Consider the following 13179-nt stretch of genomic DNA (forward strand, 5'->3'; position numbering starts at 1 on the left):
TGGGCGACTCCTTGGGGATCAGTGATAGGGAAACGAAGGCTAAAACCATCACGTCCTGTGATAACTCCTTCGTGACCAACATCGTGTTGGCCCAAGCGGCTCATCGGACGCCCCCAGGAAGCTTTGCTCTGTGCGAAAGCGTAGCGACAGCAACAACAAAGCGCCCAGTCGGAACGGAAATCAACCCCTCGTTTTGCCGAAGAGCTAACGGTCGTCTCCTTTTTTAATGCATTTGCTCATAGCTGCGTATATGTCCTAAAATAGCTGGATCTTTTATTTTTGTATCTTCACCTAACAGTAAAAGCTTTGACATAATTTCGGCTGTGCGTGGGTCGTCATCTACCATTGGTAAGAAAATGCGTCCGCGGTGCTGAGATTGTACGGCGATTATTGGAATCATTGATCCGCCCACTTGATGCACAACACCACTACCTAAGTGCAGTGTATAGCTAGCAAGTTTGCCTTCAATAAGTGCATGTTGTTTTTTCACTTCAACATTTGTTAGCTTTAATAATTTCGTTAATTCCTCTACAATGACACTGCGCATATCAATTGTAGAATGGCTTGCCTCAGGATCGACACCACCAACATGTGCAACACTTACAACGAGGTCAATATCCCGCATCACTTCAGAAAATATCGTTGCAGGAATATCATCTAATGCTATGTCTTTACCTGTTAAACGATTGTAGAAATAGACGCCCTCAATTGCTGGTGCTTCGATATCTGCTGGTGTAAACCAATCTGCTTGCGTATACAAGGAGGCAACGATGTTTTCCTTGTAATACACTTTTCGTGGTCCTTCATCATGACTAATTTGCCATCCTCGTGTTTTTAGAAGTGCAACCGTTTGAGACGGATTGACTTGATGTCCCGCATAGCGCAATGATCTTTTTTGCCCTTTTTCATCTGCATTCATCACATACAGCTCGCGGAAAATTTGCTTAAATGGCTGTTTTATTTTCTGTTCAAACATTGAAGCTTGCCATTGACGCCATTGACTGCTTTCGAGTAGGTGATATGGATGGGCAATCGTTAATGTTGCTGTCGGGGCAAGTGAAACTATCTCGTTCGATAGTAGCTTTAAACCATCCGCAGTTAGTAGTCCGAAATGCCCTTCATTTTTAAAGACGAGTTTTTGAAGAAGCGGAGCCAAAATCGGATGCTCTAATAAATTGATCAGCTCTTCGGCAGAGAATTTAGTTTCAAGTTCCATTGCCTGTTCAAGTGCGGGGCGTGCTCGTTTATATTGCTCCAGCAATTCTTTTCGCGCCTGTTGTAATGCTATAACTTGCTCCTGCTTTTTCAGAGCAGCCGGAATATTTTTTAGTCGTTTTCCACCTTTTTCAACGATAATCGTAACATTTGCATCTTCTTCAATTTGTAAATGTGCAGTAATATGTTCGATCTGTTGTGCATGGAATAAATGTTTTATATCGGTAAAGGCTGATAGCTCCATCCGCCATGTGAAGCGTGTTGTTTCGCCATCTCCTGCATTTCGCGCCAAATTTTCAAGCGCAATGCTAGCTGCACGTGCTTCGCTCGCACGACGCTGTGCTCCAAATTGTTTGCTGTCCTTAACAAATTGCTGGATGAATTGATAGCGTGTTAATGCATCTTTTTGATCCGATTTTTCTAATGGAATAAGACCGAGCGCACGTAATTTATCTTTATTACGTTTATCATGAATTTCTTCCATTAACGGTTTTGGGCTAAGCTTACCTATAGCTGTATCTGCATAAAGCTGTGCCCGACGGTGGTTAGCTCTCTCCGAAGCGTATTTTGCTGCATCATAGACGAGTTTGAATTGTTTAGCACCTAGTGTTTGATAAGCACTTTGGAACCAAGCTAAATCAAAGGCACCATCACGGAAATCCTCAGCAGTAATACTTGAGAAAAGGGCAATCTGATCTTTAGCAAAATCCGATAAATGGTCGGTCGTATGGGCGATAAAGTACCAAGCCGATTCTTTTAATCCTTCCCAGCCAATTACTTCACTAACAAGGTCTATCCAATGCTGGTTATACATCATTGCTTCAATTAGGCGCTCTTTTGAAATATCTGTTTTTTCCCATGCATTTTTTAATTGCTGTGCAGTTTCATCTTTTTTAGGATAGCAGCTTGCAAGGAGACGAGAAAAAACATCCTTCTTCGTTTCAGCCTGCCAAATATAGCCACGAGCAAGCTTTTCACCGTCAAGTGCTTGTAAAATTTTTAAGAAATAATCAATTCCCTCGACATAGGACATGCTACTAGTGAGCTCCGTTACTGCTGTAGGAATATCACCGCGCATAAGCTCTATTTCTAAAATTCGATCAATAGCCAGCTCACGAACAGCAAGGAATTTCGATAAGTCTTCAAATGACTCTTTATAATGTTCTATTAATTTGTTTGGAGCAACCAATATCTCAGATGCTAGCGTATTCGTGAAGATGGCTTCAAATAAATGATCCTGCGTGAATAAACCTACATTAAAGGCATCTAAATATTGGGTAAGGTTTAAATTGTATATGCCCGGGCTATATTGCTCCTTTTGTATCCTCTTTGTTAACTCTGCATTGATAGCGAGCATTTTGACATATTCACTATAAATCGAATAGTCTAAGCAACATCGATCAACAAAGGTATCAATAACATCTAAATCTACTAATGTTGAAGTAGAGCGATGAAAATAGTCCTTAGCTCGTACCTCTAGCTTCCACTGTTCAGCAGGTATTTGCGTTAAAAGCTGAAGCATAATACCGATGGCTTGCTCAAAAGCGTTAAATTCTGGCGAATGCTCTTCAAGTAATGCGATAGCCTTTTTATGAAGCTCCTGCTCTCCAACAATATTATTTAAATCAAGTGTGAGAACAGTGAAAATTTGTTTCATTGTTCGCTGATATTTTAATGCTTGGAACTTAGTAACGAGATCTTTTATTTCTACATAGTTAATGAATGGAGTGATTAAGGTTTGTGCTGCTTCGCTCAGCTCGTGTGCCGCAGGATATTCAGAGAGATTGTTGTAAAAGTTAAAATAAGCTAAATCCTCTGCACTGAATTTTGATGTCTTGATCCACTGAAGAATTTCATCTGGTATCGGATATACATCAAGACTTGCCTTTCGATTATTTTCTGCTTTTGACGCAACGATATTAAATGTTTGTCCTAATGTTGTTGTGATTGGCGTATCTTCCCATTGATATTGATATGTCTCATACTCATATTGGGCATTAGCATCTAATAGTTGAATGAGCTGCTCGAGCTTTAATAAAAGCTTCTCTATATCATAATCAAAGAATTTTTCGAGTGGCATTGTTTCTTGTAAATATAAAGGAACTAGTTGCTGCCATGCTTCCACGCCATTCATCTTTATATCTATTTTTGAAATGCTGTCATATTGAATAGGAGGGTGTGGCGTATATAAACCAAAGCCATTGTCCTCGTTATATTCTGGTACATCATTAGTTAACAATTGATCTAACAACACTTGCTCAGTTTTTGTTATTTTTGGAAGCTGGTCGCATAATGCTGTTATTTGTTCGCTAGTTAGGTGATATTCTTTAGAGGCCTCTAACAACAATTCTAGCCCTCCAAGTCGCTTCAACTGCTTCTTGTCCTGAATAAGTCGCTCAGCACTTTGCAATATTCTCTCCTGCGACTGTAGCTTTAAGAGGGAAATAGCTTCCTTACGAAGTGAACCTGATTTATTCGCTAAAAGGTCCTCAATTTTTAAAATTTCATCGTCTGTAAGTGTTAGTGATTGTATCTTTTTCAATGCAAGGGAACGATTAATGGAGCTTCGATCTCGTAAAGCGCTAAATAGAAAATCACGTTTTCCTTGCGTAGTAATATCAAGACAATAAATATTAAGTAGGCCGATTCTACTTGTAGGAGAGTAAGAATCTGCATTCGCAATAATACGTTGAAACAGCTCTTCATCTTGTAAATGATAGGCCAAAATTATTTGTGTGGAAATTAAATCTTCTAATGACAGGTGTGCATAGACGAATGATAAAGGTTTTCCTGCAATCGTTATACCATCTTTCGTAAGTTCACCTTTTGCCCATTCAAGCTGTTCAAATAGAAGGTGTTCAATGCCTTGCAGCTGGGTATTTTCCTGCAAGAACTTTTGTATATCCGTAATCCAATCGTTAGCCCAAGCATATTCACTATTAATATAGTTATTTGCGTTTAGGAAATTCCCCCAAGCAAATGTAAATAGCTCAATATCCTTTGTTGTTAAAATGAGACCCTTAACAAACGGAGCAGTGAAGGAAAGTTTCCCTAGATTTTTCAAAAATGCGAGTGTTGTCAGCTGGATATGCTTTTCGCGTTGTAACAACTCTGGCAAAATAGTATCGAGCTTCGAATAATCCTTCGTTGAAATTGTCCATAGTGCTACATAAATATCAATCGTTCGTTCACTTTTTAATAGCTCAAGGGTGAAATGATCGTCTTCAATTGCTCGAATCGCTAACGACAATACTTCCTCTGTTACTTTTTGATTTTCAAAGCTATTATAGCCAAGCCCCATCCAAGTATCGACTGCGCGAATAACTGAGGAGAAACGAGTTAGCTGATGCTCCTGAATAAGCTTCATAATGGTAAGCTGTGCCTCTAATGTGCCATGATCAATATTTTCAACAATGGCTTGGCGTAGTCCCTCTTGTCGTGCAGCAGCAACTAATAGTTTACCGAGCGCCTCATGTAGACGAGTATTTGTTGATTTGAAAATCCCTCTTATTAGTGGATAACCAAAAAAGCTGCCCTGATGCTCGTCAAATAAAATATGTTCAACTGCTTCTTCCATAGCAGGGTTTTCTAATGACAGTTCTTCAGCAAGCATTTGTTCAAAAACATTAAAAGGCATTACCTTCATATTCTCATTTTTAACCACAAAGCAGCTGTAGTTAGGGTATGAACCATGCTCATATTGATTGTGATTCATCAATAATTCCTGTAGATTCATTTCTTCAAATGTCAGCATTTCTACAATTAATTGTAAGCATTGAAAAAGGTGGTCCTGTACGGAGTGTGTCGATCGAAATGACCTACGCATAATGTCAGTCTGAAACATTGTTGTATCGTAACGTAATACTAATTTCTTAATAGTTTGAGCACGTTCTTGCGATGAAAATAGTGTTAGTACATCGAAAAGGGTTCCGGTAAATAGCTCCTCAAGTGTCGTGATCTCCAAATCAGCAATTTTCTGTTTAATGGAATAATCGCGATCACCCATATATTGAAGTAATGCTGTAGCCATTGGTTGAATGGCCAATGGTGCAGTTTCTATTTTACTTTGGAATTGGTTTTTTTGATCGTTTGATAGTGTCATGGAAATCCTCCTTACCAAATTCGTCCTGCTAGCATTGTCAGTTTAATAAATGTAAAAACATCATCTTCTCGTATTGCTAAAGGTTCATTAAGTGAATGTAACTGTTCTTCGTTCTGTAATACTAAAAAAAGTTCGTCTTCAAAGGCTTGAAAAACTGTGGATATTGCTTGATCTACAGACTGCGTAGCGGCATTTTTTTTCTCACCAAAATGTACTTTGCCATGCTGTGCTGCATCCTCTAACTGCTGATCAGTTATATAAATATGAAGCGGAGTATCCACCGCTTTTTCGTTATAATTATGTACCTCCTGTGTGACGAGTTGCTTAAGTAAATCTTTTAAAGTATGGACAGGCTCTTCAATAGTGAATGGAATCTTTTGAAGTTTACGCGATTTTTTGCCGATCATTTTTTGTTGGTAAAATAAACGCAACCTAACACCTCCTTACAGTAATTTCATTATACAAGAGAGTAAACAGTGAAAAGAATGAGGCATTTTACGCTAGTTGTGTAAAAGAAAAATTGGGAAAAGTGTAACAAATAATTTGTTGCAACGACTTATTAGGGGGTGTAGAAAGTGGGGTGAAGTTTTGCATCATGATAGATTAAAAATAGAACGTTTGTACGATTGCTATCATCGTGATGTGTATCATTTTGCGCTGTATTATACAAATTGCAAACAAGAGGCAGAGGATATTACGCAAGAAACGTTTTTTAAAGCGATGAAGAAGTTAGACAATTTACAGGATAATGATAAAGTAAAAACTTGGATCATATCAATTGCACGTAATACAGCAGTGGAATACATAGTTAATAAACCTTTGTCGAACGTGTCATAAATATTATAAGAAAATCAAAGAAAATAAGGTTCATTCGCTAGAATAAGCGGTGGATCTTTTTTGTTTGAGGGAATCTGTTCTTATTGAGCAATGACATCTTTTCATTTCCTAATTCATAAGCTTTACAGGTGTGATTTTATCAAGCTAGAAGGAGGCACTGACATTCAAATACATGTTGTACGGGCAGGGGAGTCCTTATGGGGTATTGCGCAGGCATATGGGACAACAGTTCAAAGTATTGTAGATGCCAATCAAATTCCTGAACCAAATCGATTAGTTATAGGGCAAGCGCTTGTGATACCGATTGTCGGAAATTTCTATTATGTGCAGTCAGGAGATAGTCTATATTCAATTGGCCAACGCTTTGGCATTAATTATTTAACACTTGCTCAGGTAAACAATATTAGTCCGAGTCAACCTTTATCGATTGGTATGCGACTTTATATTCCACCTCAACCAAAAACAAGAGCTGAAACATTGGCATATTTAGAGCCGAAAGGGACATTCGTTAGTGAGGCATTACTGAGTCAAGCAAGAGAAGCAGGTCCATTTTTAACTTATCTTGCTCTATTTAGCTATGAGGCAAGGCGAGATGGGACGCTTAAGATACCTCCGAGTCAAGGTGTGGCACAAATTGCAAATGATACAGGTGCTTCTCTAGCGATGGTTGTCTCAAATTTGGAGAATTTTAGTTTTAGCGGTGATTTGGCGAGAGATATTTTTCAAAGTACAGCAGTACAGGATTTGCTCTTTAATAATATTCTTGAAGAGGCAAAGCGTTTAGGGACCGTAAAAGATATTCATTTTGATTTTGAGAATTTACCGGGCGATCAACGAGAAGCGTATAACAACTTTTTAAGAAGAGCTGTGAGTCGATTCCATCCACAGGGGTATACCGTATCGACAGCGCTAGCTCCCAAAACAAGTGCTAGTGAGCGAGGTCCGTGGACAGAGGGGCATGATTATAAAGCACATGGGGAAATAGTAGATTTTGTTATGTTAATGACTTATGAATGGGGGTATTCTGCAGGTCCTCCTATGGCAGTATCGCCACTTCCTGAGGTAGAAGCGGTTGTTAAATATGCAGTAAGTGAGATACCTCGGAACAAAATTATACTTGGACAGAATTTATATGGGTATAACTGGACACTACCTTTTGTACGGGGGGGGCCTAACGCAGAAGCAGTTAGTCCACAAAGAGCAATCGAGATTGCTAAGAAATATAATGCTGCTATTCAGTTTGATTCGAGATCTCAAGCACCATTCTTTGAATACTATGATGAGCAAGGTAAAGCACATGTGGTGTGGTTCGAGGATGCAAGATCCATTCAAGCGAAGTTCAATTTAATCAAACGGTACAAACTTCGAGGAGTAGGCTATTGGAAACTGGGTCTACCCTTCCCGCAAAATTGGTTATTAATCGGGTCAAATTTTGATGTAGTGAAGAAATGAGAATCTTCTGGAGCAATAAAAAGTAGCTCTATGTCCATTCTATTTTCTTAAAAATATAAATAATTCGAAAACATCATTTCCATTTCTGGTAATCTATATTATAATTATGGTAAATGATAATCTAGGAGGGATATTTTGGGAAAATTTAAAAAGTTAGGAATTATACTAACATCTACTGCATTTTCTGTTAGTGTACTTTCGCCAATGGCACAAGCTTCAGCAAATGTAAAAGAACCGCAAGAGAGAGTTGCAATTCAAGTTGCTTCAACAGAAACAAAAGTAACAAAAAGTATGCTTATTAAGCAATTGAATACATTATTTCCAGACAAGTTCAATTTTGTAACAGAGAAAGATTTTTCAATGGGGGAAGCGCATTACTTTAATGATGATAAAACGATACGCTATGATTTAAGCTTCCATAAGATGATCAATAGCAAAGACGTTTTTGGTAGTTTTACTTTTAAAGGCGAAGATTTAGAATTAGAAAATTTCTACTATCAACCTGTTAATATCGCGGATGCATTGTACCCAGTGAAGTATTCAGAGGGGGATGCAAAGAAAATTGCCCAAGACTTCCTAAAGAAATTGCCGAATACTGCGAATTACAAGCTTCGTGAAGACAGTAGTTTTGGTGATTTTGGTGTAAGTTTTAGTAGACCTTTATCTGAACCAATTACGTATTCATTCACTTATTCACCAACACATAATGGTGTACCACTTAGTAATGAGTCTATCAATATTGCAGTTCTAGCGAATGGTGAAGTTACAAGTATGTATCGTAATACTGAGTCAGCTAGTAAGGCAACATTTGATAACTTAGAACAGAAAAAGAATGAGTCAGATATACTTGCACAAGTTCGCGAAAATTTGTCAGTAGATTTACGTTATATGGTGGACTATAACTACCAAACAGGTGAAGCTGGTGCTAAGCTTGTGTATATGCCTTCAACAAGCTTCAATAGTGTACATGCAATAAATGGGCAATGGCAATCAATGAATGGTTTCACTTCTCAAGCACCAAAGGCAAAAGGGGTAGAAAAACTTGCATCGCAACCACTTGCGCCTAGAAAGAAGGATATTACAGTAGCAGAAGTAGAAGAGTTGGCTAAATCATTCTTAAAAGTTGATTCAGACAAAGTAAAGCTACAAATTGATTCAGTTAATGAAAGAGAAAACGAAAATGGCGAGACAATTTACGATGTGAATTATATGTATGATTTTGGGAATCATGGCACGGGCTCATCATTTGAAGTGAACAAGGCGACGGGTGAGATTATAAACTACTGGGATATGCGTGGAGATTTCACGGAGACAGATGCTAAAGTAGAACCAATTTCAAAAGATGCTGCATTAGCAAAAGCGATAGACTACTTAAAAGAGTGGGCTCCGTCATATATTCATAACTATTCAAAACCATTAGAAGATACAGTATATGACAAATACAGCAAACAGTATTACTTCTCCTTCCCACGTATTGTTAATGGCATTGCTGTAGAAGGGGATGAAATTTCTGTTAGTATCAGTGCAGATGGAAAATTAAGTGCTTTACATGTTAATAATCGTAAGATTGATAATTGGCCGTCTGTAAACAAAGCTATTCCTGCTGATAAAGCAAAAGCAACGTTCAGTGAAGGGTTAAAATTGGAGCTCCAGTATGCAAAACAGGATGGTGAGGATAATCACCACTATGATTTAGTATACGCTCCAGTTTATAGTGGAAGCTTGTTCAATAGTATTGATGCAATTACTGGTGAATGGCTTCAAAAAATGGATGATGGCAAAGAAAAACCAGCCATTTCACATCCAACTGCTGGAGGAGAATTAACTTATTTACTACGCCAAAATGTATTAGAGGTTAAAGACCCAGCAAACTTTAATGCTGATACAGCTGTAACAAAGGGAGAATCTTTGAAAATTTTAGTTAAATCATTATCATACGGATATGATTTCGGTCCGTATGGAAGAGACAACGATAAGCAATCCTTCAATAATATTGACAAAAAGCATCCATTATACGGAATTGTTGAACAAGCTGTAAGAATGGGTATTTTACAACCGGCAGATCAATTTGCAGTAGATACAACATTGACTCGTCAAGAGCTTGCAGAATGGTTAGTACGCGTACTGAATTTAGAGAATGCTGCTAAGCATAGTGACATTTACAAATTAAACTTTACTGATGCAAGCTCTATTGACCCAGCGTACGCAGGTTATGTTGCATTAGCGAGTGCAATGGGACTAATTGATGGACAGCAAAATAAATTCAATGCTACTGAGAAAGTGACATATGCAGATTTGGCTGTATCTACAGTTCGTCTAGCAAAGGCTGTTTATGAGAATAACAGCGGCCGCAATTACTATTAATAATCGATAATTTCTAAATGAAAGGGTATCTCCTGTTTTTTAGGGGATATCCTTTTTGATTACAGTAAAACAAAAGGATTGCTGTTTAGAAGCTTATATGTTATTATTATCTCGAATTAAATATGATTGAATTCGAGATAAATGAAAAGAGGGAGTCGTATGAAGGAAGACAATCGTAATTTAAAAGCTTTTACGGTAATGTTCCGGGCGTATCAAACGATTCAGGATGCAACAAAGAGAGATTTACTTCAATACGAATTAAATCAAACCGAATTTTCGGTACTTGAGTTTTTATATCACCATGGTGAGCAGCCAATTCAAGTGATTGGAAAGAAAATTTTAATCGCAAGTAGTAGTATTACGTATGTTATTGATAAGCTCGAACAAAAAGGTTTTGTGTATCGACGTGCTTGCCCGAAGGATCGTCGTGTCACATATGTTTTATTAACATGTGAAGGACAAACGTTGATGGAAGAAATATTTCCAAAGCATGAACAAAAAATTAACGAGATTTTTGCAGTATTAGATCAACAGGAGAAGGACACAATGATTCTGTCTCTGAAAAAGGTTGGTTTAAACGCAGTTAATAAATAAAAAATTTTACGCAAATATCTCGAAATCGAGATAAATAGGAGGAACAGAAAATGAATCATTTAAAAGGAATTCACCACGTTACTGCTATTACAAGCAGTGCTGAAGAGAATTATAAATTTTTTACTTATGTGTTAGGGATGCGATTAGTGAAAAAAACGGTTAATCAGGATGATATCCAAACATACCATTTATTCTTTGCAGATGATAAAGGTAGCGCTGGTACTGATATGACATTTTTCGATTTCCCAAACATTCCAAAAGGTGTGCATGGAACAAATGAAATTTCCAAAACTTCATTCCGCGTGCCAACAGATATGGCGTTGGACTATTGGGTAAAACGTTTCGATCAATTAAATGTTAAACATACAGGTATTAAAGAGCAGTTCGGCAAAAAAACTTTATCTTTCGTCGATTTTGACGATCAACAATATCAACTTATTTCTGATGAAAACAATACAGGTGTTGCATCAGGCACTCCATGGCAAGATGGACCGATTCCTCTTGAATATGCAATTACAGGCTTAGGTCCGGTTTTTGTGAGAGTTGCTGATTTTAAATATTTCAAAGAGATGCTAGAAAAGGTGATGATCTTTACAGAAATTGCAGAAGAAGGGGATTTCCACCTATTTGAGGTTGGCGAAGGTGGAAACGGTGCACAAATCGTTGTAGAACTTAACACAGTTTTACCAGTAGCTCGTCAAGGCTTCGGTACAGTACATCATGCTGCATTCCGCGTAGAGGATCGAGCTGTACTAAATGAATGGACTGAACGATTTGAAAGCTTTGGCTTCCATACTTCTGGTTACGTAAATCGCCATTTCTTTGAATCACTTTATACACGAGTAGCACCACAAATTTTATTTGAGCTAGCTACTGATGGCCCAGGATTTATGGGGGATGAGCCTTATGAAACTTTAGGTGAAAAATTATCGTTGCCACCATTTTTAGAGTCAAAGCGTGCACAAATTGAAAAGCTTGTTCGCCCTATTGACACTGTAAGAAGTACGATTACGTTCGATAAAGAATAGGAGTAATACTTTCATTCCATTCAGCAGAGATAGAGAGCATCTGTTGAATGGGAATTACATACTCTTAACAGAAAAATGATTGGAGGTCAGTTGGATGGAATTTGCAAAGGTAATAGATAAGCGACGTTCTGCGAATAATTTTATAGAGGGCATCAAGATGAGCGAAGAAGATATACGTTCCATTTTGGAGGATGTTAAGTTTGCTCCATCAGCCTTTAACTTACAACATGCCAATTACATCGTTGTATTAGATGAAGAAAAAAAAGAACAAGTAAGAGAGGTGGCATACGGGCAGTATAAAGTGCACTCTGCCTCAGCAGTTATACTTGTTTTAGGAGATAAAGAAGCCTATAAAAACACTGCTAACCTTAATCAAGGAATGGTAGACTTAAGCATTATTAATGCTTGTGAGTTAGAAAATCTTGTCGATGAAAATACTAAATTTTATGAAGAACGTGGCGAGGAATTTAAGAAGGAGGAAGCTATTCGTAACGCTTCACTTTCAGCTATGTTATTTATGCTGGCAGCTAAAAATCGTGGATGGGATACATGTCCAATGATCGGCTTTGATCAACAACAAATGAGAGCACTTTTTAACGTACCAGAAACACATGAAATTGCACTAATGATTACTATAGGTAAAGAAAAAGAAACTAGTCGCCGATTGCGTGGTTACCGTAAACCGGTTGAGGAATTTGCAACCTACTATTAGGGCGGTATAAAATAAAACTGTTTACAAATAATAAAATTAATGCACATTTAGGAGGAAATATTGTGAAAGTAGTAGCAATCGTAGGTAGTATCCGTAAAGAATCTTATAATATGCAATTAGCGAAATTTGTTCAAAAGCGTTATGCAGAGAAAATTGATCTTGAAATATTAAGCTTAAATGATTTACCAATGTATAATCAAGATATCGAAAATGAAGCACCACAACCTATACTTGATTTTAAAGCAAAAGTAAAAGCGGCAGATGCAGTACTATGGTTAACACCAGAATATAATGGTACAGTGCCAGGTGTTATGGTTAACGCCATCGATTGGTTATCTCGCGTTGATAAAGTAATGATTGGCAAGCCATCATTCATGATGGGAGCATCAATGGGTAACTTAGGTACTGTTAAAGCACAATTACATTTACGAGATATTTTATTCTCACCTGGAGTAAATTCACCGTTGCTTAGTGGTAATGATGTTTATATTGGAGCAGTACACACTAAATTTGATACAGAAGGCAATTTAACAGATGAGGGTACTATCAAATTCCTAGATGTAGTTATTGATAACTTCTTAAACTGGGTGAAAAAATACGCTTGAAAATAAAAAAAATGTCCCATAAGTATGCAATATACTTATGGGACATTTTTTTGTTTGTTGGGTTTAAGACGATAAAAGAGTCAAAGCGACAAATAGAACAATCAGTAAAAACGCTCTTTTAGCATTACACTAAAGAGGGGCATTTTTAGGAGATAAATTGTTTATTTTATCCTTTAACAAAAAAGTTGTGGATAATCGTATGCTATTTATATATGTTGATTGGAGTAGAGGCTGGGCGACTCCATGGGGCTCATCGGACGCCCCCAGGAA

At 37.6% G+C, this 13179-nt stretch carries 9 protein-coding genes; 7 read left to right on the top strand and 2 right to left on the bottom strand.

The features are described from left to right. Positions 1 to 223 precede the first annotated feature (223 nt). The gene (locus ACIQLB_RS20215; RefSeq protein ID WP_400729944.1) at positions 224 to 5317 is read right to left on the bottom strand and encodes a DUF4132 domain-containing protein; all 5094 of its coding nucleotides are present in this window, start codon (positions 5315 to 5317) and stop codon (positions 224 to 226) included. An 11-nt stretch (positions 5318 to 5328) separates the two neighbouring features. Beyond that, positions 5329 to 5748: a hypothetical protein gene (locus tag ACIQLB_RS20220; RefSeq protein WP_400729947.1), complete on the bottom strand. Its 420-nt coding sequence runs from the start codon at positions 5746 to 5748 to the stop codon at positions 5329 to 5331. A 157-nt stretch (positions 5749 to 5905) separates the two neighbouring features. Between ACIQLB_RS20220 and ACIQLB_RS20225 the strand changes: the two genes are divergently transcribed. From ACIQLB_RS20225 to ACIQLB_RS20255, 7 genes are all read left to right on the top strand, one after another. Next, positions 5906 to 6154, top strand: a complete 249-nt coding sequence (locus tag ACIQLB_RS20225; protein ID WP_400729950.1) for an RNA polymerase sigma factor — start codon at positions 5906 to 5908, stop codon at positions 6152 to 6154. A 279-nt stretch (positions 6155 to 6433) separates the two neighbouring features. Continuing rightward, a complete protein-coding gene (locus ACIQLB_RS20230; RefSeq protein WP_483869708.1) occupies positions 6434 to 7606 on the top strand; it encodes a glycosyl hydrolase family 18 protein in 1173 nt (390 codons plus the stop codon). Positions 7607 to 7741: 135 nt separating this feature from the next. Then, entirely contained in the window at positions 7742 to 9970 is a 2229-nt protein-coding gene (locus ACIQLB_RS20235) for a PepSY1/2 domain-containing protein (RefSeq protein WP_400729953.1), read from the top strand. A 159-nt stretch (positions 9971 to 10129) separates the two neighbouring features. Beyond that, positions 10130 to 10564: a MarR family winged helix-turn-helix transcriptional regulator gene (locus ACIQLB_RS20240; RefSeq protein ID WP_400729956.1), complete on the top strand. Its 435-nt coding sequence runs from the start codon at positions 10130 to 10132 to the stop codon at positions 10562 to 10564. 50 nt (positions 10565 to 10614) lie between these two features. Beyond that, positions 10615 to 11592: a ring-cleaving dioxygenase gene (locus ACIQLB_RS20245; RefSeq protein ID WP_400729958.1), complete on the top strand. Its 978-nt coding sequence runs from the start codon at positions 10615 to 10617 to the stop codon at positions 11590 to 11592. 94 nt (positions 11593 to 11686) lie between these two features. After that, complete coding sequence (locus ACIQLB_RS20250) at positions 11687 to 12304, top strand: nitroreductase family protein (protein ID WP_400729961.1); 618 nt, start codon at positions 11687 to 11689, stop codon at positions 12302 to 12304. 62 nt (positions 12305 to 12366) lie between these two features. After that, on the top strand, positions 12367 to 12909 hold the full coding sequence (locus tag ACIQLB_RS20255; protein WP_400729964.1) for an NADPH-dependent FMN reductase: 543 nt from the start codon (positions 12367 to 12369) through the stop codon (positions 12907 to 12909). The last annotated feature ends 270 nt before the right edge of the window (positions 12910 to 13179 follow it).

The sequence above is a fragment of the Lysinibacillus sp. NPDC092081 genome, from assembly GCF_044755845.1.
Taxonomy (GTDB): domain Bacteria; phylum Bacillota; class Bacilli; order Bacillales_A; family Planococcaceae; genus Lysinibacillus.